Raw genomic sequence first — 25,190 nt, forward strand, 5'->3', positions numbered from 1 at the left:
CCATGCGGGGCGCGATGTTGATCTGTGGGACGACCTCGGACGCTGGTAAGAGCGTCCTGGTCGCCGGTCTGTGCCGCTTTCTGGCACGCCAGGGCGTTGACGTCGTGCCGTTCAAGGCGCAGAACATGTCGAACAACTCGTTCGTCACACTCGACGGCGGTGAGATCGGGCGCGCTCAGGCCGTGCAGGCGCGAGCGGCGTTCAAGGAGCCGAGTGTGCGGTTCAACCCGGTGCTGTTGAAGCCCGGTAGCGACCGCACCTCGCAGGTCGTCGTGCTGGGCAAGGCGGTCGGCGAGGTCTCCGCGTTGAGCTACCGCGAACGCAAGCAGCAGCTGCTCGACACGGTGCTGTCCACTTTGGATGGTTTGCGGCGCGACCACGAGGTCGTCATCTGCGAGGGCGCGGGTTCGCCGGCCGAAATCAACCTGCGCCCCAACGACATCGCGAACATGGGCCTGGCCACGCGCGCCGGTCTGCCGGTGCTGGTGATCGGCGACATCGACCGCGGTGGTGTGTTCGCGCACCTCTTCGGCACGGTGGCGGTGCTGGACGCGGCTGATCAGGCGCTGGTCTCGGGGTTCGTCATCAACAAGTTCCGCGGCGACCAGCGACTGCTCGAACCGGGTCTGCATCAGCTCAAGGCGCTCACCGGACGGCCGGTGCTCGGCGTGCTGCCGTGGCGCGAGGAGCTGTGGCTCGACGCCGAGGATTCGTTGTCCTACAACGCGGACGGCGTGATCGGCCGTCCGGTGGCGCCGGTCCGCGACTGGCTGCGGGTCGCCGTGATCCGGTTGCCGCGCATCTCCAACGCCACCGACGTCGAGGCGTTGGCGTGCGAGCCGGGCGTTTCCGTGCGGTTCGTGACCGAGCCGTCACGGCTGGCGGACGCGGATCTGGTCGTGCTGCCCGGTTCCAAAGCGACCGTGTCAGACCTCGCGTGGTTGCGTGAAACCGGTCTGGCCCAAGCGATTCAACGGTTCGACGGCCCGATCCTCGGCATCTGCGGCGGTTTCCAGATGTTGTCGCAACGCATCGAGGACGACGTGGAGTCCAAGGACGGGATTACCGAAGGACTTGGCCTGCTCGACGTCGACATCCGCTTCCAGCCGCGGAAGACCCTGGCCACGCCATCGGCCACGGCGTGGGACGAACCGGTGACCGGCTACGAGATCCACCACGGTCAGGTCGTGCGCAGCACCGAACGGCCGTTGATCGCCGACGAAGGCGCGGAGACCGAGCGCGTGCTGGGCACGCACTGGCACGGTCTGCTGGAGAACGACGCGTTCCGCCGCAAGTTCCTGCGCTGGGCCGCCGACCGCTCCGGCCGCGACTTCGAGCCGGGCGAGGTGAGCTTCCAGGCCGCCCGCGAGGCCCAGCTGGACCTGCTGGGCGACCTGGTCGCGGAGAACCTCGACACCAAGGCCGTCATCGACCTGCTGGAACGAGGAGCTCCGGCTGGACTGCCGTTCGTGCCGCCCGGCGCCCCACCAGCTGCGGGATAGCGAGCCCCGCCAGCACCAGGCCGCCGGCCGCCGCCTGCAGCCCGCTCAGGTCCTCGCCGAGGAACGCCCACGCCGAGAACATCCCGAACACCGGCACCAGCAATGAGAACGGCGCCACGACCGATGACTCGTACTGGCGCAGCAGAAATCCCCAGATGCCGAACCCGAGCAGCGTCGAGATCCACGCGACGTACCCGATCGCGCCCACCCCGGCCCAGTTCAGCCGTCCCAACGCTGACACGTCCTCGGTGAGCAGCGACAGCGCGAACAACGGCAGCACCGCGACCGCGCTCACCCACACCATGAACCGCACCATGTCGGCGGGCCTCGCGTACCGCATGATCACGTTGGACACGCCCCAGCACGCACCCGCCGCGACCAGCAGCAGGAACCCGAGCAGCGGCGAACTCTGCCCGTAGTCCCACGCGATCACCCCGATGCCCGCGATCGCCAGCGCGATGCCGGTGATCTGCACCGGCTTCGGCCGTTCGCGCAGGACGACGGAGGCGAACACCGCCGTGAAGATCACCTGGCTCTGCAGCACCAGGCTCGACAGTCCGGCCGGCATGCCCGCCTTGAGTCCGATGAACAGGAAGCTGAACTTCGCGACGCCCAGCACGAGCCCGACCGCGATGACCCACTTCCACGCCACCGACGGCCGTCCGACGAAGAAGATCGCGGGCACCGCCGCGGCGAGGAACCGCAGCGCGGAGAACAGGATCGGCGGGAACTCGTCGAGTCCGATCTTGAGCATGACGAAGTTGAAGCCCCAGATAGCGGCAACCAGCACAGCGAGCAGGACGTGTCGGGGACTCATGCCTCCAAGCTTGCGCGCGCTAACTATTAAGCACCAGTTCCGATTTCTAAGGCTATGGGTTTAGCATTGCTACATGCTCGACCTGGGAAGGCTCAAAGCCCTGCACGCCGTCGCCACCCACGGCACGGTAGGGGCCGCAGCGGACGTGCTCGGCTACACGCCGTCCGCGGTCTCGCAGCAGATCGCCAAACTCGAACGCGAAACCCGCACCACGCTGCTGGAACGCCGTGGCCGAGGCGTCCGCCTGACCGACGCGGCCCTGCTGCTGGCCGACACGGCCGGTCAGGTCCTGAAGCTCGTCGAAGAGGCAGAGGTAGCGCTCGAGGAACAACGCGGCGCCGCGATCGGCCGCCTGTGCATCGGCTCGTTCGCCACCGCCGCGCGAGGCCTGCTGCCCGACGTCCTGGCCGAGCTGATCGACCGGCACCCCGCGCTCGACGTCCGCCTGACGGAGATCGACCCGCCCCACGCCACCGAGGCCGTCGCGCGCGGCGAGCTGGACATGGCGATCGTGCACGACTGGGCCAACACGCCACTACCGGTACCGGAGTCGCTGTCGCGCGTCTTCATCCGCAACGACGTCGCCGAGGTGCTCGTCCCGGAAGCGAACCCGTTGTCCCGCAAGGAGTTCCTCGAACCCGCCGACCTCGCCGGCGAGCGGTGGATCTGCCAGACGGAGGGGTCGATCTGCTTCGACTGGCTGGAGCGGACGTTCCACGGCGCGGGCATCGAACCCGTGGTGGCGTACCGGATCAGCGAGTACCGCACGCAGATGGCGTTGCTGGCCAAGGGGATCGGGGTCGCGCTGATCCCGCGGCTGGGCAGGGAAGAGGTGCCGGACGGTGTGCGGGTCGTGCCGCTGCGGCCCACCCCGACGCGGCGGCTCTACGCGGTGTGGCGCACACAAGCCTCGCGCCGGCCCGCGATCACCGCGGCGCTGGAAGTGATCAAGCAGGTCGCGCCCGAACGCTGAGCGAGGACACCCCGCGAAACACCGGGAACGGCAACCACTCCGGTTCCGCGGCGAGGCTGAGGTCCGGAAAACGGTGCAGCAGCACGTCGAGGGCCACCTCGCCCTCCATCCGCGCCAGGGCCGCACCGACGCAGCGGTGGATGCCGTGGCCGAACGAGAGGTGCGGATTGTCCACCCTGGACAGGCCCAGCACGTCGGGTTCGCTGAACCTGCGCGGGTCGCGGTTCGCCGCGGCGATGCCGACGATCACCACGCTGCCCTCGGGCACGGCGACACCGCCGATCTCCAGGTCCTCGGTCGCGTATCTCGGTGACGCACGAGCCGTCGGCCCGTCGTAACGCATGAGCTCGTCCAGGTCCGGCGCCGCGGTTCCCGGGTTGCGCACCAGGGCGATGACCGCGTTCCCGATCAGGTTCGTGGTGGGTTCGTGGCCCGCGAAGAGCAGCTGCTGTGCCAGCGCGACGACCTGGTCGGTGTCCAGGCCGGCCGCGATCAGCTCGCTGAGCAGGTCGTCGCCCGGCCGATGCGAAGCGACGAGCCCGGTCATGTGTGCGTGCAGCTTCTTGCCACCCTCGGCGCGGGTGGCCGGCGTCAGCGCGGCGATCGTCCACGAGGCGGAACGACGCGCGGTCCTCGACCGGCACGCCCAGCACCTCAGCGATCACCGTCAACGACAGCGGATAGGCATACTCGGCTATGACGTCGAACGTGTCGCCGGTCGCCTCGAGCAGCTCGCCGGCGATCTCCCGCACGCGCGGCTTCAGCGCCGCCACCCGGCCTGGGGTGAACGCCTTCGCCACCAACGACCTCAGCCGCGTGTGCACGGGCGGATCGGTGGTGTGCAGATCGAACGTCGCGTCCTGCGGCTCCCCGCTCACCATGCCCGCCGCACGCAGGGCCTCCCACGCGTGCCGTGGATCCTTGGCCAGCCTGGGATCGGCGAGCGCGGCACGGGCTTCGGCATAGCGCAGCACGAAGAAGTGCTCGAGTCCGTTGGGTTCGGCGACGTGGTGCACGGCCGCTTCCTCGCGCATGCGCGCGTAGGTCGGATGCGGGTCGGTGAAGAAGTCGGGCGAGTACGTCAACGCGGTCATGCCGAACCCCCAGCTCGGTGATACACCGAGCTTAGGCCGCACCTCACTTCGTCGACGGCAGGTAGCGGACCCCGCTGCCGCCGAGCAGCGCACCGCGCAACGAGTTGGGGCCGGACGGCTCGATCTCGTAGTTGTCGGGATCCTCCATGAACCTCCGCGCCTCCGACGACTGCGGGCCGGTGAAGCGGCCGTTGCTGTTCCACCACGTCACGGCATCGATGAGGTGCCCCATGACGCAGGCGCTCAGCGGATAGCGCGTGACCTGGCCGGGCGGCAGCGCGGTGCCGGTAGCGCTTCTCGCGTACAGCACCTCGTTCCCGACGATCTTGCCCTCGGCCCGCATTCTGGCCTCGACCTGCTTGCCGATCTTGCTCGTCTTCGACTGTGTCGGCCCGAGATAGAAGTTGCGGCGATCGTCGACGTACTCCTCCCAGTCGGACTCCACCACGCTGGGCGACACCGCCTCCGGCCCGCCGGTCCTGCCTCTGGTCGGGGCCTCCCATCCGTCGGTCGAGACGAGCCGCGGCCGGATGATCTGGTACCTGACCAGCGTCCCCACCGGGGTTGACCTGTCGATGGCGGTCACCATCGCGTAGCGGTTCTCCTTCTTGAGTTTGACCAGGTTGAACGGCTGCACCCAGGGCTTCAGCGAGCCAGGGGTGGTAGTGGCCGTCGCCGGGAACAAGATCGGAACCAGTGGGATCATCAAGGTGGCCAGGTCGTTCATCGCGTTGTTGAGCGCGTCGACGTCCGTCGGAACGCGCCCCGCCTCCACGATCCTCTTCAGCCTGCGGATCTCCGCCTGCTTCGCCTTCGCGGCCTGGAGCGCGGCGTGCTGGGCATGACCGCTGGTGATCAGCCGGGTAGCTGTCACGAGCACGCTCTCAACCGGGGTCGGTGTCGACGCCACGGTCAGCCTGGCCGCTGTGCCCCGGCCCTCCCAGTAGAGCGTGTGCGTGCCGTCGGTCGCCTGGAACGTCTTGCGCAGGCCGAGCCAGTCCCGCACCGCCGCCACCGCGCCCGTCGCCTTGCCCTTCACCCAGGCCTTGCCGGCGGCCACCTTCGCCTTGACCTTGGCGCCGACACCCTTGGCGGCCTTGATGATCGGCCCCGCCAGCGTCAGCCCCTTCTTGATCACCCAGTCCAGCGCCTTGTTCACCGGCTTCTGCAGGGTCTCGAGGATCGACCGGATCTTCGCGCCGATGCCGCCCAGCCCGATGGCGCTCGCGAGGAAGCCGATGATGATCGGGACCATCTGGCCGAGCACGTCGTTGATCTTGTCGACGACGCCGCCCACGTTGCCGCGCACGATGTCGGCCACCGAGTCGATGACGGTGTTGACGAACTTCATGATGCGGCTGCCGTTGGTCACGAAGAACATCACGACGTCGTAGATCAGCTTGCAGGCCTTGATGAACGCGGCGGCGGGGTTGAGCAGGCCGATGAGCCAGGTGATGCCGACGGTGATGATCTTCGTGATCACGAAGTCCTTCACCTGCGCGAGGATCGTCTCCTTGATGTCGCTGAGCTTCTCCATCAGCATCTGCCACAGGCCGGAAACACCCTGGGTGGTCAGGACCTGGAAGATCTCGACGCCCTTCTCGGCCGCGGCCATGGCCTTCTCGCCGATCTGCCTGACCAGGCGGCTGCGGATGTTCGACCACGTCAGGCCGAAGATCGACGCCAGCAGCTTGATGATGCCGCGCACGTCGAACTTCTCCGGGAGTTCGATGCCCGCGTCGGCCAGCGCGCCGAACAGCCAGCCCATCAGGCCCTTGCGCAGGTGCTCGAGGATGTTGTCCTTGAACTTGAGGATGCCGCCTTTCACGCCGGCGATCAGGTTGCCGAGGAACTCGACGGGCTTCTTGACGATGTCGCCGACCACTGCGGCGGCACGGGACAGGACGTCGCGCAGCATCGCGGCGAGTTCGCGGATCGTGTTGACGACGCCCTTGACCGCGTCGATCGCGGCGTCGACGAAGCCCTTGTTCTCCGCCTGCAACGCTTCGATGCGTTCGTCGACGGCCTGACGGGCCTCGGTGTACTTGGTGGCGAGGGTGTCGACGACGGCGTTCTGCTTGTCGGTGACGTCGCTTTCGAGCTGCTCGAAGCGGTCGTTGATCTCGGCGGACGCGTCGGCGCCGACCTTCTGCAGGTCGGGGGAGAGCGTTTTGACGAACGCGGCGATCTCGGCCTTGCCGGTCGCGATCTTCTGCTTGGCCAGGGAGAGATCGTTGCCCACGATGTCGGCGACGCGGGAGATCACGCCGTCCATCTGCTTCAGGTACAGCTCGCGGCCGGCGGTGTAGAACTCGTTCACCTTGTCCGGCACGCTGAGGACCTTGTCCTTGATCCAGCGGTATCCGCCGAGCCAGCCGCTGTACCGGTCCTGCTTGTAGGCGTTGACTTTGGCGGCCACGAAGGACTCGAAGGCTTGCCGGGCGGCGGCCTCGCCCTTGGTGAACTCCGTCTCGACCTTCGCGTCGATGCCCCCGAGGATCTTCTTCACCTCGGTCTCGGTGGCCGCGAAGATGCCCTGGATCCTCGTCGTCACCTCCGCGCGCTTGGCCTCGTCCTTGGTCTTCGTCTTTCCCTTGTCCGCCACCAGCTTCGCCAGCGCCGCACCCTTGGCGCCCTGCATCCCGGCCACGCCCCCGGCCGTGACCGCGCCGGCGTCGGCCTTGGCCTGGCCGATCACCTGCTGTTCCTGCGCGCGGACCTGGGCCGGTGCGGTGTCGGCGTGCGACGCGGCGGTCTGCTTGGCGTCCAACGCCTGGTGGAACTGCGGCTCGTTCGACTGCCGCATCTGCTCGTCGGTGACGTCGCCCTGTTCCTGCGCGACCTGCTGCTTGCCCGCCGTCAGATCGGTTTGCGACGGTGGCGCGGGCTTCGGCGCGGCACCCGCGGCCGGGATCGCCGGGGCGGCGCCGGGGTTCTCCTGAGCCATCGGCGTGACCGGCTTCGGCACCGCCTTCGACTGGTCCGGGGCTGCGTCGGTGGCCGCCTCGATGTCCTTGGCCTGGCCCTCTTTGCCTTGGGACACCATGCCTTTCACCTCGGAGGCGACCCCGTCGGCCTTGCCCTGTGGTGAGGTCCCCTCCTGCAACGTCTTGGGCGACTTCGCCTCGATCGCGGTCTTCACCGCCGCGATGAACGCCTGCTTGTCGAACGACCCCGCCTGCTGCGCGTCCATCGAGTCGACCTTGGAGGCCTTCGCCTGCCCCGCGAGGTCGTCGGCAGGGGCCTGCGCGGCGTCCTGCGCCTCCTTGGCCTTGGCCGCGGCGGGCGGATGAGCCTTCTTGGCCGCCGCGACCCCCTTGACCTTCTCGGTGACCTGCATGAACGCCGGATCAGCCGCGGCCACCGCGGGAACAGCGGGAGCTGCCGCGGGTTTCGCCGACGCACCACCGGACTTGGCGGCGGGACGAGCGGCCGCCGTGCCGAGCTTGGACTTCGCCGGCACCGGTTTCGCGGGCGGCACCGGCTTCTTGGGCTGCACCGCGTTCGGGCCGAACCCCGTCGTCGTCACGGCCAGCGCGGACGCGGGCGGCTTCGGACCCTCCAGCGTCACCGGCACCCCGGCCGACTGGGCCGCCTTGAGGCCCTTCTCGACCGTGTCGATCTCGGGCTCGCTGCCGCGGACCTCCTCCAGCGCCGCGTCGATGTGACCGAGCGCCGCCGGGTCCGGCTGCTTCTGCTTGGCCGCCATGAGCGCGCCCACGGCCGCGTTGCCCGCGTCTCGTTGCAACGCGAGCAAAGCGTGCGGGCTGCCGGAGACCGCAGGGCCCGCCTTGCGCTTGCCGTCCGCGAGAGCACCCGTGACCTCGGCTGACCGACGTGCGGAGACCATGCGACGAGCCTGGTCGGCCCACCTCGGGTGGAACACGACCCCGAGACACCCGCAGGGGCACGAAAACCCGCCCTAAGGGGCAGCGATCACGTGCGCCTTCTTGGGCGCCATCACCTTCAGCACCGACCTGGCCTCGCGGACCACGCCCGCCATGTCCTGCTTCGTGGTCTTGAAGTACGGCTCGATCGTCAACGTCGCGGTGTCCTTGGTCTCCACGACGTTCCACGTGCCGCGCAGGAACCCGTCCACGAGGAACGTCGGCGGGAACACGCCGTTGCGCACGGCACCCCACCGCGAGCGCGCGTCCTCGCTCATGATCCGCGTCCGGTCCGCGTGCCCCAGCAACACGTTGTCGAACGCGGGCAACAGCCGTGCGGGCGCGGGGGTGTCCTCCGGCACGATCACGCCGTCCGGCACGTCCAGCAGCACCTTGCCGGCCTCGTTCCGGTACTGCACCAGATCCAGCCCGGCCGCGTGCGCCTTCAACCCGGTCAACCGCGACCAGGCCTGCATGTCCGCGAGCGTCGCCGGCCCGAACGCCCGCAGGTACCGCGTGATCAGCTCCGGCACCGCGGCGGTCTCCGGCAGGTCCCGCCCCAGCCACGTGGCCATCGCGACGTTCTGCGGAACGCCGCCCACTCCCCAGATCCCGCGCGGCGGCACCTGGACCATCGGCACCAGCATCTGCGCCTGCGTGGACAGCTCCCGCGCTTTCGCCTCGGGGAAGTGCGTCTCGAGGTGCGCGCCGACCTCGGCGACCGTGCGCGGTTCGGTGTCGACGTACTCGCGGGTGATCCGCGCCAGCTCGGCCAGGTCGAGTTCGACCCTGCCGGCCGGCGGCATCACGTTGCGCGCCCACTTGTTCAGCTCCGGCTGCAACGCCGTGCGCATCAGGTACACGTCGTCGGCCGAGATCAGGTGCAACGTGCCGCGCCACAACGTCATCCGCACCAGCGAGCGGTCGATGATCAGCCTGCTCAGCGCGTCGACCTGGAACGGGTCGAGTCGCGTCCACAGCGCCAGGTACGGCGGGATCGGTGCCTGGGCCTGGAGACCGCCGAGGTGCTCGACGGCCGCCACGATCGGCATGGCCGTGCGCTCCAGGAGCAGTTGCCGCGCCAGCAGCGTGCGGTTGAGGGTGCGGGTCGAAAGTGTTGTGCTCACAGTGATCCGAAGAACTTCCTGATGTCCTGGACCAGCAGGTCCGGTTCCTCCATCGCGGCGAAGTGGCCGCCGCGGTCGAACTCCGTCCAGTGCACGATCGTCGGGATCATCTTGTCCGCCAGCGAACGCACCGGCGCGCCGATGTCGTGCGGGAACACCGCGACACCGGTCGGGACCGTGGTCGGCTGCTGCTTGCCCCACGCCGCCGACTGCTCCTTGTACAGCTGCCCGGACGAGCCCGCGGTGCGGGTGAACCAGTAGATGGACACGTTGGTCAGCATGTGGTCGCGGTCCACCGCGTCCTCCGGCGTGCCCTCGTTGTCCGTCCAGTCGTGGAACTTCTCCACGATCCACGCCAGCTGCCCTGCCGCCGAGTCCGTCAGCCCGAAGCCGAGCGTGCGCGGCCGCGTGCGCTGGACGTGCATGTAGCCGGAGAGTTCCTTCTGGTAGTGGTCGAGCGACTCCAGCGCCCGCAGCTCGTCGGACGTCAGGTCGTTGACGCCCTGCGGACGGAACGTCATCAGCATGTTCAGGTGCACGCCGACGACGTGCTCAGGGAACACCCGGCCGATCTCCTGCGCGATGGTCGAACCCCAGTCGCCGCCCTGCACGCCGTAGCGGTCGTAACCCAGGCCTTCCATCAGCTTCGAGAACGCCCACCCGACGCGCAGCACGTTCCAGCCGGGCCTGCGCACCGGGCCGGAGAAGCCGAAACCGGGGATCGACGGGATCACCAGGTGGAAGTCCTCGGACAGCGGCCCGATCACGTTCAGGAACTCGACGAACGAGCCGGGCCAGCCGTGGATCAGCAGCAACGGCAGCGCGTCCGGGTTCTTCGAGCGGACGTGCAGGAAGTGGATGCGCTGCCCGCTGATCTCGGTCGTGAACTGCGGGTAGGAGTTGATCCGCTCTTCCTGGGCGCGCCAGTCGAACCCGGTCGCCCAGTACTCGGCGAGCGGTCGCAGGTAGCTCAGCGGGATGCCGTAGGACCAGCCGACACCCGGCATGTCCTCCTCCGGCCATCGCGTGTTGCCCAGGCGGGAGCGGAGGTCGTCAACCTCGGCCTGCGGGACCTCGATGCGGAACGGCGTGATCTCCATGGCCCCCACGCTATGAGCTCATGCGGACAGGTGCGGTCCGCTTTGACCGTGATCAGCAGAACTTCTCGATCAACTCCTCGAAGAACCCGCCCGCCTCGATCGCCGCCTTCTCCTGGTCGCCGTCCCGGACCGCGTGCAGCAGGCCGGTGTGCGACACCTGGTCGGTTCCAGGCTGGCTGGTGTCGACAGATGCCGCCACCGAAGCCTTAACAGCCTCGGTCAAGCCCTGGTAGAGCTCTGCCAGAAGGGTGTTGTGCGAGCACTGGACGAGCAGCACGTGGAACGCGGTGTCGTGCTCGATCACCTCGGCCCACTGCTCGGCCTCCATCGCCGAGTCGCGCTTGCGCAGCAGCTCGGTGAGGCGTGCCAGCTCGGCGTCGGTGCGGTGCTTGGCGGCCAGACGCGCGCCTTCCATCTCCAGGGTGCGGCGGACCTGGAGGACTTCCTTCAGCTCTGTTCCGCACATGCGGCGGACCGCGCCGGAGAGCTCACTGGTCGCGCGGACGAACGTGCCGTCGCCCTGCCGCACCTCCAGCAGTCCGGCGTGGGAGAGAGCGCGCACGGCCTCGCGAACCGTGTTCCGGCCCACCCCGAGCGCGGTGACCAGCTCGGGCTCGGGCGGGATGCGCTGCCCGACGGGCCATTCGCCAGTGGTGATCGCGCTGCGCATCTGCTCGATCACCTGGTCGACTAGGCCCGCCCGTCGGGTAGTGGCCAACGGCACAGCGTCATCCTTTCATCCGAACATCCTACGTCTGCGATAGTGGTGCGCGTGACGATTCAGCAGACGACTTATTCCGCACAGACTGCCACCGATCGAGGTCGCAGGGTGACGGTCGTCAAGAATCGTCACGTTCCGCTGGTCGGGTCCACGCTGCTCGCGATCGGGGTCGCCCTCGCGGCGGCGAATCTCCGCCCTGCGGTGACCAGTCTGGCCTCGGTGCTCGGCGATGTCCGCACGGCCCTTGGGGTTTCGGCCGCTTGGACCAGTGCGCTGACCGCCGTTCCGGCGCTCTGCTTCGGCTTCGCGGCGTTCGCGGCGCCGTGGCTCGGCCGCCGCCTCGGCATGGCCCGTGCGATCGGACTTTCTCTGGGGGTGCTCACGCTCGGCCTGGTGCTGCGCGTGATCGACGGTCCATGGGTCGTGCTGGGCGGCACTTTTATCGCCTGTGCGGGCATCGCGGTGTCCAACGTGCTGATCCCGGTCGTGGTGAAGGCGTCCTTCCCGGACAAGGTCGGCCTGTTCACCGGTGTCTACACGGGAACGCTGGCCGCCGGTGCCGCACTCGCCGCCGCGCTGACCCCGCGGCTCGAGGACTACCTCGGCTCGTGGCGCCTCGCGGTCGGTGCATGGGCGCTGCTGTCGGCCGGCGCGGTGATCGTGTGGTTCGCCGGTGCGCGGCACGGTTCCGAGGCGTCCGTCGTCCGCTCTGCCGCTCCGGTGGAGAAGCGCTCGTTGCTGCGCAGCCCGCTGGCGTGGGTGATCACCGTGTTCTTCGGCCTGCAGTCGCTGTTCGCCTACACCGTCATGGGCTGGCTGCCCGCGATGCTCGTGGACGCCGGGGTCGACCGGAACACCGCCGGCATGCTGCTCGCGGTGTCGATGCTGCTGAGCGTCCCGGTCAGCCTGTTCGTGCCACCGATCGCCGCACGGTTGCGCAGCCAGGGCCCGATGGTGCTGGCGCTCGGCGTGCTGTCGTTCGCGGGCATCCTGGGCATGCTGGTGGCGCCCGCCGCGGCCCCCGGTCTGTGGATGGTGTTGATCGGGTTCGGCATGGGCATGTTCCCGCTGGCGCTGCTGGTGATGTCGCTGCGCACCAAGTCCACTTCGGACACCGCACGGTTGTCGGCGATGGCGCAGAGCCTCGGCTACCTGATCGCGGCTTCCGGGCCGTTCGCGTTCGGTGTGCTGCGCGAGGCCACCGGCACCTGGACGACGTCGCTCGTGCTGCAGCTGGTGCTGCTCGCGGTGCTGACCGTGCTGGGCGTGATCGCGGGCCGCCCGCGCTACATCTAGTCAGGAACCATCTGCCAGGAAATCATCTGGTCAGGAATCGAGAAGCGGTGGATTCGCGCTGGTCCTAGCGTTGTCGGCATGGAAATCAACATCGCTGCCACGTTCCTTCCGCACACCGACCCCGAGGCCTCGCTGGCCTTCTACCGCGACCTGCTCGGCTGGGAGGTCCGCCTCGACGTCGGCAAGGGCACGATGCGCTGGATCACCGTCGCACCGGTGGGTGCGGCCTCTGCCGTCGTGCTCGAACCGCCCGCGATGGCCGAGGGCCTCACGGACACGCAGAAGACCGCCATCACCGAGATGATCGAGAACGGCTCGTACGCGTACATCAACCTGTCCACGCCCGACCTCGACGGCGTGTTCGACAAGTTGCAGGCGGGCGGCGGCGACGTCGTGCAGGAGCCGACCGACCAGCCGTGGGGCGCCCGCGAGTGCGTGTTCCGCGACCCGGCCGGCAACACCGTCCGGATTCAGCAGGCCTAGGTACTGGCAGGCCTGGGTTCTTGAGGTACTAGTTCGAGACGAACCCGCGGTGCAGCACCGTGAGCTGATCGGCGAGGTAGCGGGCCCATGCCTTCGCCCGATCCCAGTCCGGTGCCGCACCGCCGAAGCTCACCGGCCCGCCGGCCCCGAGCTTGCGCACCATGCGCGTGACGTCGTTGGGCACCGGCGGTATACCTCGATGGAACAGCCACACGGGCGTGTGTTTGAGGTAAACCTTGTGCCGCCGCACAAATCGATGCGCGTCGCGCGTCGCGGCATCGCCCATGATCACGGCACCGAACCCGTGCAGTGTTTCCGCGGCGGCGACCGAGAGCACGGTGACTCTCAGCCCACAACCCGCGAGTTCGGTGCCGATGATCTCGGCGATCTCGTCGGTGGCGGCGATGTTCGAGGTGTAGGCGACGAGAACTCTGTCTGTCATCACCGCATTGTTGTCGGTTGTCAGGCATTTCGGCAGTTGCGGAAGGCCCTGTCGGATAAGGCCTTCAGTCGTTCAGAGAACTTCAGTTCGCCCGAGGTTCAGTCCAACGGCAGGTTTAGAAGTGCGTTCTCGACCAGTTCGGGCATGGCCGGGTGGATCCAGTACTGGCCACGTGCCATGGACTTCGCGTCCAGGCCGAAGCTCATCGCCTGAATGAGCGGCTGGATCACCGATGATGCCTGCGGGCCGATGATGTGCGCACCGATCAGCTGGCCGGTGGCCGGGTCGGCCAGGAGTTTGGCGAAGCCGGTCGTGTCTTCCATCGCCCAGCCGTACGCGATGGACGCGTAGGCCTGGCTGGCGGTGACGTAGCGAATTCCCTTTGCCTTGGCCTCTTCTTCGGTGAGGCCGACGCTGGCGATCTGCGGGTTGGAGAACACCGCTGCCGGGACGAACCGGTGATCGCTCGCAATGGGGCTGTCCGGGTTCAGCAGGTTGTGCTGGACGACGCGGGACTCGTGGTTGGCGACGTGCTTGAGCTGGTAGTCCGAGCTGATGTCGCCCAGCGCCAGGATGTGCGACTGGCTGGTGCGCTGGTACTCGTCGACCTTGATCCGGCCGTCCGGGTGGAGGTCGAGGCCCGCCTTGGTCGCGTTGAGCAGGTCCGTGTTGGGCTGCCTGCCGACTGCGACCAGGAGTTGGGACGCCTCAACGGTTTCCTCGCCGTCGGGGCCCTCCATGTGCAGCTTCACGCCGGTTGCGGTCTTCTCGGCGCGGGTGGTCTTGCGTTGCAGGCGGACGTCCCACTTCTGCTTGGCGACTTCGGTGAAGCGCTCGGCGATCTCCAGGTCCTCGTGGCGGAGGAGGAGGTTCGAGCGGGCGATCAGGGTGACCTTGACGCCGAAGCTGCTGAAGACGTGGGCGAATTCCGAGGCGATGAAACCGCTGCCGAGGATGATCAGGCTCTCGGGGAGTTCGTCCAGGCGCATGATGGTGTCGCTGGTGTGGAATCCGGTGGTTTCCAGGTCGGCGATGGCCGGGATGGTGGGGCGGCTGCCCGCCGCGATCACGATGCGGTCCGCGGTGATGGTTTCGCCGGTGCCGGTGTTGATGGTGTGCGGGTCTTCGAAGGTCGCGGTGCCTTCGTAGACGGTCACGTTGGCGTTTTCGTTGGCGCGCCAGTTTCGGCCGCCTTCGGCGATCGGATCGATTCGGTTGAAGATTCGGTCGCGGATTTCGGGCCAGTGGATGGCATCCGTGTGTGCGTCCACGCCCAGCTTCTTGGCGTTGGCCGGGGCTGCGGCCTGGTCTGCGGTGTGGACGAACATCTTGGTGGGGATGCAGCCCACGTTCAGGCAGGTGCCTCCGAAGGTGCCCTTTTCGAGGATGGCGATGTTCCAGCCCGCCATCGCGTCGTTGGGGATGGAGTTGCCGGAGCCGGTGCCGATGATGACCAGGTCGAAGTGCCTCACGTGTGGATCCAACCATTGGGTGGGGGCTGGTGTTCCCTGGATGGGGGTTACGTGGGGCTTACGACCGGTGGTTGTGGTGGTCGGGTTGGTACCGCCGGTTTCTGTTTAGGGCTTTCGGGGCTCCGCCCCGGACCCCGCCAATCTGATCAAAGACCTGCCTACGCCACGCGTGGGTTGATGGCACGCCTGTTGCGTTGGGCGGAGTTGCGTTGCGTAGGTGGTGCGGTTCGGGTGGGTGGTCCCGTCACAAGCCGTACCAGAGCGTGCAGCAAGAGCTGAGGCACGACTCGTGACGGGACCACCCACCGGAACCTCCCGTTTCAAGCCAAGAGCAGCTCGGCTTCGCCGTCGCTACTGCTGCGGTCAGTGCTGGTAGGTCGGGGTGATGATGGCTCGCGCGAGGGTGTGGAAGGCGAGGTTGAAGCTGACTACTGCGGGGGAGGCGTCGCTGTCTACGTCGAGTTTGTCCACGTCTACGGCGTGGACGACGAAGTAGTAGCGGTGTGGGTGGTCGCCCTTGGGTGGGGCGGCGCCTCCGAAGGCGTGGGTGCTGTAGTCGGAGCGGACGTGGAAGGCGTCACCCGGAAGTGTGGCGTCCGAGGTGCCTGCGCCGGTGTCCAATTGGGTGGTGGTTGCGGGGAGGTTCACCGCTACCCAGTGCCAGAAGCCGGAGGGGGTGGGGGCGTCGGGGTCGAAGCAGGTGACTGCGAAGCTGCGGGTTTCGGTGGGGAAGCCTGACCAGGCGAGTTGGGGTGAGGTGTTGCCGCCTTCGAAGACTTGGGCGTCGGGGAGTTGTTCGCCGTCGCGCACGTCTGTGGAGGTCACGGTGAAGGTGCCTACCTGCGGGAGCAGCTGGTAGGGGTCTGGAGCGACTGGGCGCTCGAGGCTCATGGAACTCCTCCTTTTTGTGATCAGTTCGAGCCTATCTCCGTGCAACCGGGAGGGCCCGCGCGACGTCTTTCGCGTGGAGGGGGAAATTTCGATGGGTGGGTTGCGGCTTTTTGCTGCGTTTTTGCTGGTTGTCGGGTTGGTGTCGTGTGGGGAGCCGCCTGACGCGGGGTCCGGTGGGCCGGTGCTGACGACTGGGTCGTCGGCGGTGGCTACCACTACGCCGGAGCGGCCTAAACGGATGTTCGAGCCGCCTTATCCGTATGGGACGGTGCAGGCCAAGGCGCCTGCGGTCGTGGACGGGATGGTGCCGGTTGTCACGCACATTCCGATGGATAAGCCGTATGTGTTCATCACGATCGACGACGGGGCTGTGCAGCATCCGAAGGCCCGTGAGTTGATGATCGAGGCCGGGGTGTGGCCGTCGGCCTTTTTGAACACGAAGTACGCCGAGGGGCACAAGGACTACTTCAAGAACTTGCCTGTGACGGTGCACAGTCACACGAGCAACCACCCGAACCTGCAGGGCAAGGGGTTCGAGTTCCAGAAGAACGAGATCTGCGGGAACGCGGACTTCCTGGCAGCCGACTACGGCAAGCGGCCGACGTTGTTCCGGCCGCCGTTCGGCAACTACGACGCGACTACTCGGCATGCGGCTGCCAGCTGTGGGTTCAAGGCGCTGGTCAACTGGACGGCTGCGGTCAACGACGGGCGGGTGCAATTTCAGTCCGGGGACAAGCTCAAGGCAGGGGACATCGTGCTGATGCACTTCCGGACGACGTTCGTCGAGGACTTCACGGCGTTCCTGAACCGGGCGAAGCAGGACGGGCTCACGCCGGTGCCGTTGGAGGACTTCCTGGGGTAGGTGGGCAACCCGGAGGGCCGCCCGCGCGTGAGCAACGCGGGCGCCTTCGTGGCAAGAGGGGGAAAGATGAAGCGAATCGCAGCAGCGCTCGTCGCCGTGGGGATGGCGATGAGCATCGTTCCGGCGGCTTCTGCCGCCGACTATGCGCAGCTCACCAACGTTCGGACTGGGCACCATGCGACGTTTGATCGCGTGGTTTTCGATCTGACGGGTGGGCAGCCGGAGGACAGCGTCTCGTCGGTTTCGGAGCCGGTGAGCTGCGGCTCCGGCAAGCCGATCTCGGCGCCGGGGGTGGAGTTCCTGGAGGTGCGGTTGCAGCCGGCTGACGGGCACTCGTACACCGGGCCGCGCAAGATCACCACGGGACTGCCGACGGCGCAGAGCGTCGTGTTCACGTGTGACTTCGAGGCGGACCTGTCGATCGCGATCGGCGTGAACCACCGGAACCCGACCTACCGGGCCTACTTCCTGACCGGCCCGCTCCGGTACGTGGTCGACATCAACCACAGCTGACGTTCGCAGGGGGAGAAGAAATGAAGCGACTTGTAGCGGTGCTGCTCGCCGTGCTCGCGGTGTTCACGGTCGTGCCGATGGCGTCGGCCAGTGGACACGCTGAGCTCACGAACATCCGGACCGGCAAGCACGAGAACTTCGAGCGGATCGTGCTCGACATGAACGGCCTGCCGAGCAACTCCATCTCCAGGGAGACGACCGAGGTCTCGAACTGCGGTTCGGGCAACCCGGTTCCCGTGCAGGGCGCGGAGATCCTTGAGACGATGCTCTACACCGCCGCGTCCTACGACGAGAACTTCAATCCGACGTACACCGGGCCGCGCAACTTCGTGCCGCAGGGGCTGACCAACGTGAAGGGCGTCGCCATCACGTGTGACTTCGAGGCGACTCTCGGCATCGCGGTCGGGTACAACGACCCGAACTCGTGGCACAAGGTCTTCACGCTGACCAACCCCGACCGGGTTGTCATCGACGTCTACTCGTACTGACGCAACTGTGGCCTGGGTCACACGTCTTACTGAGCATCAAGAGCCCTGGAGAGGGGGCGCAAGATGAACAGACGCCTTGCCGCGGTGCTGCTGGCGGTGCTGACGGTGTTCACGTTCGTCCCGATCGCGTCGGCGCAGAGCACGCCCACGCTGTCGAACATCCGGACCGGCCAGCACGACAGGTTCAGCCGGGTGGTGCTGGACCTGTCCGGTCTGCCGACGGAGCACTGGGTCAGTGAGGTCACCAGCGTCTCGAACTGCGCTTCCGGCAATCCGATCACCGTGGCAGGCCCTGGGATCCAGGAGATCCTGGCGGTCACGCTGAGCGGTGCGGCAGCGCACGACGACAACGGGAACCTGACGTACACGGGGTCGCAGAACTTCGCGACGCCCGGCCTTCAGCACATCCGCGGGGTCGCGCTCACGTGCGACTTCGAGGCCACGCTGGGAGTTGCGGTTGGCTACAACAACACTAACTCGTGGCACCGGGTGTTCACGCTGACGAGCCCGAACCGGCTCGTCATCGACGTTGGCCTGTAGCAGCAGAAAGCCTCGTGGGGCAGTAGTCGCCGCTACTGCCCCACGAGGGGTCTTAATCAGAAGCCGTTACGCCGCAACGGTCGTGACGGCTTCTTCCTTTGACAGCGCGTGCTCCAGCACCTCGGCCACGTCCGAGACGAAGTGCACGGTCAGCTCCTTGCGAACGGACTCGGGCACGTCTTCCAGGTCCGGCTCGTTGCGCTGAGGCAGCAGCACGGTCGTGATGCCCGCACGGTGAGCGGCGAGCAGCTTCTGCTTCACGCCACCGATCGGCAACACCCTGCCGGTCAACGAGATCTCGCCCGTCATCGCCACGTCCGAACGCACCGGGCGGCCGGAGAGCAGTGACGCCAGCGCGGTCGTCATCGTGACGCCCGCGGACGGACCGTCCTTCGGCACCGCGCCCGCCGGGACGTGGATGTGCACGCCACGGCCTTCCAGCGTCGCCGCCTTGTCGTCGTGCGAACGCAGGTACGACAACGCGATCTGTGCGGACTCCTTCATCACGTCGCCCAGCTGGCCCGTGAGGGTCACGCCGGACGCGCCGGTGTCCTTGGGTGCCAGCGAGGCCTCGATGAACAGCACGTCACCGCCGACGCCCGTGACGGCCAGACCCGTTGCCACGCCGGGGACCGAGGTGCGCTCGGCCGACTCGGGCGTGTTCTTCGGGCTGCCCAGGTACGACTTCAGCGACGGCTGGTCGACCGTGATCGGCAGTTCCTCCTCGCCCAGGGCCACCTTCGCGGTCACCTTGCGCAGGACCCGCGAGAGGGCCCGTTCCAGTTGCCGCACACCGGCTTCCCGCGTGTACTCGCCCGCGAGCTGGTGCAGCGCGGCCTTGTCGAACGTGACGTCCTCAGGGGTGAGGCCGGCGCGTTCGATCTGGCGCGGCAGCAGGTGCCCGCTGGCGATCGTGACCTTCTCGTCCTCGGTGTAGCCGTCGAGCTGCACGAGTTCCATGCGGTCGAGCAGCGGCGCCGGGATCGACTCCAGCACGTTCGCGGTCGCGAGGAACACGACGTCCGAGAGGTCGAGCTCGACCTCCAGGTAGTGGTCGCGGAACGTGTGGTTCTGCGCCGGGTCCAGCACCTCGAGCAACGCCGCCGTGGGGTCGCCGCGGTAGTCGGAGCCGACCTTGTCGATCTCGTCGAGCAGCACGACGGGGTTCATCGACCCGGCCTCGCTGATCGCGCGGACGATCCGGCCCGGCAGCGCGCCGACGTACGTGCGGCGGTGGCCGCGGATCTCGGCCTCGTCCCGCACGCCACCGAGGGCCACGCGAACGAACTTGCGGCCCATTGCCCGTGCCACGGACTCGCCGAGCGAGGTCTTGCCCACGCCGGGAGGGCCCGTCAGAGCCAGCACGGCGCCGGAACGACGTCCGCCGACGACGCCCATGCCGCGGTCGGCACGACGCTTGCGCACGGCCAGGTACTCGGTGATGCGCTGCTTCACGTCGTCCAGGCCGGCGTGGTCCGCGTCGAGGATCTCGCGCGCGGCCTTGATGTCGTAGGAGTCCTCGGTCCGTTCGTTCCACGGAATCTCGAGAACGGTGTCGAGCCACGTCCGGATCCAGCCCACCTCCGGCGACTGCTCGGAGGTGCGCTCCAGCTTGTCGACCTCGGCCAGCGCGGCCTTGAGGACCTTCTCCGGCAACTCGGCGGCCTCGACGCGGGCCCGGTAGTCCTCCTGCTCGGTGGCGGGCTTGCCGTCGAGCTCCGCCAGCTCCTTGCGGATCGCGGCCATCTGCTGGCGCAGCAGGAACTCCCGCTGCTGCTTCTCGACGCCTTCCTTGACATCCTTGGCGATCGTCTCGTTGACGTCCAGCTCGGTCAGGTGCGCCTGACCCCACTCGACCAGCTTCTCCAGCCGCTCGGTGACGTCACTCGTCTCCAGCAGCCAGACCTTCTGCTTCTCGTCGAGGTACGACGCGTAGCCCGCGAGGTCGGCCAGCGCCGACGGGTCGTCGATCTGCTGGACCGAGTCGACCATCTGCCACGCGCCACGCGTCTGCAGGATGTTCGTCACGAGCGCGCGGTACTGCTTCGCGAGCTCCCGCGTCCGCTCGGTGATCGGGGACTCGTCCGCGATCGTGGCCTCGACCCACAGCGCCGCGCCCGGCCCCGTGGTGCCCGTGCCGATGCGCACGCGCTTGGTGCCGCGCACGACGGCAGCGCGCTCACCGCCCGGCAGGCGGCCCACCTGTTCGATCTCGGCCAGTGTTCCCACGGCCGCGTACTTCCCGTCCAGACGTGGAACGAGCAGCACTTGATGATTCGCCGCGGTCGTGGCCGCGTCGACGGCCGCGCGGGCCTCGGCGCTCGCGTCCGCACCGGAGATGCGGATCGGCACGACCATGCCGGGCAGCACCACGACGTCGTCCAGCGGCAGTACCGGCAGGGCCAGCGTCTCGCCCATCACATCATCCTCCAAAGTTGAGTCTATACCGCTCAACCATCTGGAGCCGGGTGGTGTTCCCCTGAGGTGTTCGCTGTCAGCGAGCAAGCTCTGACGGGTGGCTGACCAGCGAAATCGGCCTGCGTCGGACGGGCAGGGCGTCGCCTTCTTCGACGGTACGCCCGCTCGGGACGTCCGGGCGGCCGGCGAGGGTTCGCTCCGGGGCGCGCGCGGGACGTGCGACGCGTCAGGGCGTGCGGTGGGGCACCCGCCAGCTGGCTTCTGGCGAGCGAGATCGGTCCGCGTGCCGACCGCGCCGATGGCGGCGACCTCACTGGTTCCGACCTGACGCCCGCTCGGGACGATCGGCGGCCACCCGCCGGAGTGGGCGGGCGCGCGGGCTGAGGGATGTCGTCGTAACGGGTGACGTATCGGCGAGCGACATCGGTTCGGGTGCGCGACGGTGGACACCCGTGCGGCGACGAGCGAGGATGCGCGCGTGATGGAAGAGCTGAAGTGGGTCCCGTCCACGGTCGACGTCACCCGCCCGAGCGTGGCGCGGATGTACGACTACTACCTGGGCGGCTCGCACAACTTCGAGGCCGACCGCGCCGCCGCCAAGCAGGTGGAGCAGATCTTCCCCGGCGTCGCCCAGAGCGCGCAGGCGAACCGCTCGTTCCTGCGCCGGGTGGTCCGCCACCTCGCGTCCCAGGGCGTCGACCAGTTCCTCGACCTGGGTTCGGGCATTCCGACCGTGGGCAACGTCCACGAGATCGCCCAGCACGACAACCCGGACGCCCGCGTGGTCTACGTCGACTTCGAGCCCGTCGCGGTCTCGCACAGCAACGCCCTGCTCGCCGACAACCCGAACGCCAGCGCGATTCTCGCCGACCTGCGCGCGACCTCCGCGGTCATGGCCGGCGCCCGCGAGATCCTCGACTTCTCCCGGCCGATCGGCGTGCTGATCATCGCGGCGCTGCACTTCGTCCCGGACAGCGACAGCCCGTACGAGGCCGTCGCCGAGTACATGTCGGAGCTGCCCAGCGGGTCGTACCTGGCCATCACCCACGCCACCTGGGACACCCTCAGCGCACAGGAACGCGCGGAGGCCGCCGAGATCGCCAAGATCTACAGCAGCTCGGACAACAAGCTCACGATGCGCACGCACGCCGAGGTCGCCCGGTTCTTCGACGGCATGGAGATGCTGGAGCCGGGCGTGGTCGTGGTCAACGACTGGCGCCCGGACTCCTTCGAGGACAGCCACACCGGCATCTACGGCGCCGTCGCCCGCAAGCCCTGAAGCAGGCGGTCGCGGATCCCGTTCGTCTCGAGGTCGGTGAGGGTGCGCTCCGGCGCCCTCATCGTCACGCGGATGAGCACGTTCTTCTGGCCAGGCCTCGCTTCCAGCCGTTCCTGGACGTGCGCCGGCAGTTGTTCGGCCGGGGTCTCGCTCAGGATCGTGATCTCCTCGATCACGTCCTCCGGCACGAGCGCGCGGATCTGATCGCCCAGCGTCTCGATGTCCTCGTCGAGGCCGGCCATGATCGAGATGTCCCTGATGGCGGCCGGGTGCCGGGAGATCGGCCGGTACTCGTCGAGGTCCAGCATCTGCGTCGCGATGCGTTGGTCGTTGTTGCGCAGCAGGCGGATGTCCGGGATTCCCTTGCGCAGCATGAGGATCCGGTCCAGGCCTAGACCCATCGCGAGACCGTGCGGATGGTCTTTGAGGACGTGCCGTGCGGCCCGTCCGCACTCGCCGATCTCCACCCACTCGCCGTCGTCCCACACGTCGATCTGCTTGCCGTGCGTGGTGTACGGGTGTTGCGCGTCGATCGTGCGGTATCGCTTGCCGGGCAACAACGTCGTGACGACCGTGTCGATGAGGCCGCTCAGTTGTTCAGGTTGCCGGGAGATCCGCCAGACGTCCAGCTGGTGCGGCGTGCCGGTGTGCAGGCGGTCGACCGTGTCACGGCGGTAGACGAGTCCGGGGCACAGCAGCGTCACGTCCGGGCTCGCTACCCGCAACGCCGGCGGGATCATCGCCGTGGTGTGGCTGCGCAGCATGCACGTCTCGCTGACGTACCTGGTGTAGCGGGCTTCCCTGGTGATCGCGTCCGTCGGATAACCGAGATGCTCGTAGTTGTGCTCCACCGGGACGAGCGGGTGGTGGCGGACTTCCAAAGCGTTGTCGACGGCCGCCTTGAGGTCGGCGATCAGCAGCTGCATCGCGTGCGGGCCCTGCGCGGGATCGGTGAGATCACGGATGTTCAGGGCGTGCACGAGTTCATCGGTGCGGTACATGGGACTTCCCGTTCTGCTTGGCCTGAGTGGGATGCGGAGTCCCCCGACCAACGGGAAGGTTTTAGGCGCGCGCCACCGCCGCGGGTCGGGGGTGGCTAAATCGCGTCATGACCACAGGCTAGCGCGTCTACTCGGGTGGCGTCAGCCGCAGATCCGGATCCACCGGCGGCGCCCCGTCGAACGGCCCGGCGTCCTTCAGCCGCCCGACCTCGTCCAACGCGATCTCGATCCCGGCGCGGTCCGGATCACCGTCGGCCGGCGGGGTGCGGAACCACTCGTGCAGCTCCTCGGGGATCTCGAACCGGGCGAGCAGCTCCTCGTACATCGCGTCGCGGTCCGCGGCCTGCAGGCCGAGCTCCTGGTACTCGCGCACGGCCATGCGCAGCCGGATCCAGCGGTAGCGGTCGGTGTTGCGCTGCTGCTCGAACCGTTCGCGCAGCAGGTCGCCGGCCTTCTGACCGCGCAACGCCAGGCGCTGGATCGTGGCAGGCGGCATGAACAGGTTCGTGCCGCCCTCGTCGCCGGCCTGCCGCACGTGCGCGATGCGGCCGCGGTAGCCGGGCAGCGCGGACTGCATGGTGTCGCGCCAGTCCAGGAAGGTGTCCAGAATGGACACCAGGAAGCCCGGCACGGAACCCAGTGTCTTGTAAGGGGTGCCGGACGTCGACGCGTCCTGCTCCGGCAGCCACACCTCGGCTGTGTCGCCGTTCGGGTAGGACTGCAGGCTCAGGCCGAACGTGGGCCACCGCGGCAGCAGCGAGTCGAAGAAGTGGATCGGGAAGTTGCTGGTGATGCCGCCGTCGGAGAACCAGTGCACGCGCCCGTCCCGGCACAGCGGCACCGCGGCGATCAGGCCGGGGAACGACAGCGACATCCGCACCGCCAGCACGACCGGCAGCCGGTCGCGCGATGGCAGGTCCCGCAACGGCATGTACTCGTGCTGAGGGCACTTGGCCGTGGTCTCGGGCCCGTTCATCTGCTCGACCACCCGGCGCGGCAGCACGTACCCGAGGCACTCCTCGCAGTACTGCCAGCTCTCCTTGAACGGCAACCGGTACGGCCGCCCCTGGGACAGATCGGTCGTCATCAGCACCAGGTTGATCTCGCCGAGGTCGCCGAACGTCAGCGCGTGCTCGGTCCCGGCCAGCGAGTCGAGCTGGTCCGCGATCCAGTCGGCCAGCGGCGGCACACCCGTGGACTTCGGCATGCCCGCCAGCCGGTCGAGCCACGACGGAGTGAAGTCACCGGTACCCGGCACGAGTCCGAAGTGGATGGACCGCGCGTTGTGCTTCAGGAACTTCTGCATCGCGTACCCGTAGGTGACGAACAGCGCGCTGACCGCCGCGAGCGACAACACCAGCCACACCAGCAAAACGATCGCGGCCGTCGCGTAGTGCCGTGAGAACGCCAGCCCGAGCACGAGCGGCACCGCTGCGAACACCCACGCGGGCCAGGGCAGACTCGACCGCAACGGCCACAGCACCATCACCACGCAGGCGAGTGCGAGCACCACCACCAGCGTCGCGAGCCAGCCCGGATACGCCGCCGGCGCCAGCCACGCCGAGTAAAGCACCGGCCCGCCCAGCCACAGCAACGTCATCAGCGCCAGCACCGACTTCGCCCGCAGGCCGATGGCACCCAGCAACGCGAAGAACATGCACGAGATCGCGCTGCGACCCGTCGTCTCCTGCTTCTGCATGGACGCGACCGCGATCCGGTACATCGCGCGGGTTTTCTCGTTGGGCTGGAACAACTGCGCGAGCCGCCACCTGTCCGCACCGGTGCCGGAGGTGAACCAGTCGATCAGCTTGGTGAGCTTCTCGAAGCCGCCGGACGCACGACCGCGCTCGGCGGCGGCCGTGAACCCCGCGGCGATCGCCCCCGCCGACGCGCCACCGATCTGCTTGAACTCGTAGTGGCGCGCCAGCGACGCGACGGCGAGCGGATACACGACGCCGCTGGTCGTGCCTCCGCGCATGGTCAGGTCGCAGTAGCGGTCGTACTCCATGTGCCCATGATCGCGCGATCAGAAGCATCCGTCGCGGAAGTTCACTCGGACGCCATCCAATCGATCTCCATCCGTTGAGGTCGGCCCTCGCTAGCGGTGTGGCGCACCCGCATGGCATAGCGCGGATCGGCGGGGCACGAAAAATGGGCCGTTCGGGCATTCCTGCGACGTCTGGTGGGCCGCCCATCGGTCGATTGCCTCGCCTTGGGCACGGCCCTAGTCTTCGGTGGTCAGATTTTCGGGGGGACGGGGAGCTGACACACGGGGCATCAATGA

22 protein-coding genes are annotated in these 25,190 nt (G+C 68.0%); 10 read left to right on the plus strand and 12 right to left on the minus strand.

All coding sequences use genetic code 11. The annotated features are described in order from the left end of the window. Window positions 1–2 precede the first annotated feature (2 nt). Complete coding sequence (locus ACWGE0_RS18075; RefSeq protein WP_452262094.1) at window positions 3–1,502, plus strand: cobyric acid synthase; 1,500 nt, start codon at window positions 3–5, stop codon at window positions 1,500–1,502. Here the strand turns inward: ACWGE0_RS18075 and ACWGE0_RS18080 are convergent. Next, complete coding sequence (locus tag ACWGE0_RS18080; RefSeq protein WP_452262011.1) at window positions 1,426–2,319, minus strand: EamA family transporter; 894 nt, start codon at window positions 2,317–2,319, stop codon at window positions 1,426–1,428. The two genes, ACWGE0_RS18075 and ACWGE0_RS18080, sit on opposite strands and share 77 nt — an antisense overlap. Window positions 2,320–2,392: 73 nt before the next feature. Here ACWGE0_RS18080 and ACWGE0_RS18085 point away from each other — a divergent pair, with 73 nt between their 5' ends. Continuing rightward, entirely contained in the window at window positions 2,393–3,292 is a 900-nt protein-coding gene (locus ACWGE0_RS18085) for a LysR family transcriptional regulator (protein ID WP_452262012.1), read from the plus strand. Here ACWGE0_RS18085 and ACWGE0_RS18090 read toward each other — a convergent pair. Next, window positions 3,267–3,839, minus strand: coding sequence for a cytochrome P450 (locus tag ACWGE0_RS18090; protein ID WP_452262013.1), 573 nt, complete (start codon window positions 3,837–3,839; stop codon window positions 3,267–3,269). The genes ACWGE0_RS18085 and ACWGE0_RS18090 overlap by 26 nt on opposite strands. A 34-nt stretch (window positions 3,840–3,873) precedes the next feature. Here ACWGE0_RS18090 and ACWGE0_RS18095 point away from each other — a divergent pair, with 34 nt between their 5' ends. After that, on the plus strand, window positions 3,874–4,407 hold the full coding sequence (locus ACWGE0_RS18095) for a hypothetical protein (protein ID WP_452262014.1): 534 nt from the start codon (window positions 3,874–3,876) through the stop codon (window positions 4,405–4,407). Between the two features lie 22 nt (window positions 4,408–4,429). On the opposite strand, the gene ACWGE0_RS18100 is transcribed toward ACWGE0_RS18095, so the two are convergent. From ACWGE0_RS18100 to ACWGE0_RS18115, 4 genes are all read right to left on the minus strand, one after another. Beyond that, complete coding sequence (locus ACWGE0_RS18100; RefSeq protein WP_452262015.1) at window positions 4,430–8,236, minus strand: phage tail protein; 3,807 nt, start codon at window positions 8,234–8,236, stop codon at window positions 4,430–4,432. Window positions 8,237–8,308: 72 nt separating this feature from the next. After that, window positions 8,309–9,400, minus strand: a complete 1,092-nt coding sequence (locus tag ACWGE0_RS18105) for a winged helix DNA-binding domain-containing protein (protein WP_452262016.1) — start codon at window positions 9,398–9,400, stop codon at window positions 8,309–8,311. Beyond that, the gene (locus ACWGE0_RS18110; RefSeq protein WP_452262017.1) at window positions 9,397–10,500 is read right to left on the minus strand and encodes an epoxide hydrolase family protein; all 1,104 of its coding nucleotides are present in this window, start codon (window positions 10,498–10,500) and stop codon (window positions 9,397–9,399) included. Before ACWGE0_RS18110 ends, ACWGE0_RS18105 begins: the two co-directional genes overlap by 4 nt. Window positions 10,501–10,552: 52 nt before the next feature. After that, a complete protein-coding gene (locus tag ACWGE0_RS18115) occupies window positions 10,553–11,224 on the minus strand; it encodes a FadR/GntR family transcriptional regulator (protein WP_452262018.1) in 672 nt (223 codons plus the stop codon). 105 nt (window positions 11,225–11,329) lie between these two features. On the opposite strand from ACWGE0_RS18115, the gene ACWGE0_RS18120 reads away from it, so the two are divergent. Both ACWGE0_RS18120 and ACWGE0_RS18125 read left to right on the plus strand, forming a co-directional pair. Beyond that, entirely contained in the window at window positions 11,330–12,517 is a 1,188-nt protein-coding gene (locus tag ACWGE0_RS18120) for an MFS transporter (protein ID WP_452262019.1), read from the plus strand. A 78-nt stretch (window positions 12,518–12,595) separates the two neighbouring features. Beyond that, window positions 12,596–13,000 carry a VOC family protein gene (locus ACWGE0_RS18125; RefSeq protein WP_452262020.1) on the plus strand — a complete coding sequence of 135 codons (405 nt, stop codon included), beginning with the start codon at window positions 12,596–12,598 and terminating at the stop codon, window positions 12,998–13,000. 28 nt (window positions 13,001–13,028) lie between these two features. Here ACWGE0_RS18125 and ACWGE0_RS18130 read toward each other — a convergent pair whose 3' ends face one another. The 3 genes from ACWGE0_RS18130 to ACWGE0_RS18140 all read right to left on the minus strand — a co-directional run bounded on the left by ACWGE0_RS18130 (window position 13,029) and on the right by ACWGE0_RS18140 (window position 15,805). Continuing rightward, window positions 13,029–13,442, minus strand: coding sequence for a hypothetical protein (locus ACWGE0_RS18130; protein ID WP_452262021.1), 414 nt, complete (start codon window positions 13,440–13,442; stop codon window positions 13,029–13,031). A 98-nt stretch (window positions 13,443–13,540) separates the two neighbouring features. Continuing rightward, complete coding sequence (locus tag ACWGE0_RS18135; protein ID WP_452262022.1) at window positions 13,541–14,914, minus strand: mycothione reductase; 1,374 nt, start codon at window positions 14,912–14,914, stop codon at window positions 13,541–13,543. 363 nt (window positions 14,915–15,277) lie between these two features. After that, complete coding sequence (locus ACWGE0_RS18140) at window positions 15,278–15,805, minus strand: YbhB/YbcL family Raf kinase inhibitor-like protein (RefSeq protein WP_452262023.1); 528 nt, start codon at window positions 15,803–15,805, stop codon at window positions 15,278–15,280. Between ACWGE0_RS18140 and ACWGE0_RS18145 the strand changes: the two genes are divergently transcribed. The 4 genes from ACWGE0_RS18145 to ACWGE0_RS18160 all read left to right on the plus strand — a co-directional run bounded on the left by ACWGE0_RS18145 (window position 15,804) and on the right by ACWGE0_RS18160 (window position 18,208). After that, on the plus strand, window positions 15,804–16,667 hold the full coding sequence (locus tag ACWGE0_RS18145) for a polysaccharide deacetylase family protein (protein ID WP_452262024.1): 864 nt from the start codon (window positions 15,804–15,806) through the stop codon (window positions 16,665–16,667). The two genes, ACWGE0_RS18140 and ACWGE0_RS18145, sit on opposite strands and share 2 nt — an antisense overlap. Window positions 16,668–16,733: 66 nt before the next feature. Beyond that, window positions 16,734–17,180 (plus strand): AMIN-like domain-containing (lipo)protein, encoded by a 447-nt coding sequence (locus ACWGE0_RS18150; RefSeq protein ID WP_452262025.1) that lies wholly within the window; start codon window positions 16,734–16,736, stop codon window positions 17,178–17,180. Window positions 17,181–17,200: 20 nt separating this feature from the next. After that, window positions 17,201–17,668 carry an AMIN-like domain-containing (lipo)protein gene (locus ACWGE0_RS18155; protein ID WP_452262026.1) on the plus strand — a complete coding sequence of 156 codons (468 nt, stop codon included), beginning with the start codon at window positions 17,201–17,203 and terminating at the stop codon, window positions 17,666–17,668. 63 nt (window positions 17,669–17,731) lie between these two features. After that, window positions 17,732–18,208 carry an AMIN-like domain-containing (lipo)protein gene (locus ACWGE0_RS18160; RefSeq protein WP_452262027.1) on the plus strand — a complete coding sequence of 159 codons (477 nt, stop codon included), beginning with the start codon at window positions 17,732–17,734 and terminating at the stop codon, window positions 18,206–18,208. A gap of 66 nt (window positions 18,209–18,274) precedes the next feature. On the opposite strand, the gene lon is transcribed toward ACWGE0_RS18160, so the two are convergent. Continuing rightward, complete coding sequence (gene lon, locus ACWGE0_RS18165; RefSeq protein WP_452262028.1) at window positions 18,275–20,626, minus strand: endopeptidase La; 2,352 nt, start codon at window positions 20,624–20,626, stop codon at window positions 18,275–18,277. 481 nt (window positions 20,627–21,107) lie between these two features. On the opposite strand from lon, the gene ACWGE0_RS18170 reads away from it, so the two are divergent. Continuing rightward, window positions 21,108–21,905, plus strand: a complete 798-nt coding sequence (locus ACWGE0_RS18170; RefSeq protein ID WP_452262095.1) for an SAM-dependent methyltransferase — start codon at window positions 21,108–21,110, stop codon at window positions 21,903–21,905. Here the strand turns inward: ACWGE0_RS18170 and srmL are convergent. Further along, window positions 21,878–22,906, minus strand: coding sequence for a PheS-related mystery ligase SrmL (srmL, locus tag ACWGE0_RS18175; protein WP_452262029.1), 1,029 nt, complete (start codon window positions 22,904–22,906; stop codon window positions 21,878–21,880). The genes ACWGE0_RS18170 and srmL overlap by 28 nt on opposite strands. Before the next feature lie 127 nt (window positions 22,907–23,033). After that, window positions 23,034–24,914: a patatin gene (locus tag ACWGE0_RS18180; RefSeq protein WP_452262030.1), complete on the minus strand. Its 1,881-nt coding sequence runs from the start codon at window positions 24,912–24,914 to the stop codon at window positions 23,034–23,036. Window positions 24,915–25,190: the final 276 nt, after the last annotated feature.

It is taken from the genome of Lentzea sp. NPDC054927, assembly GCF_053610285.1.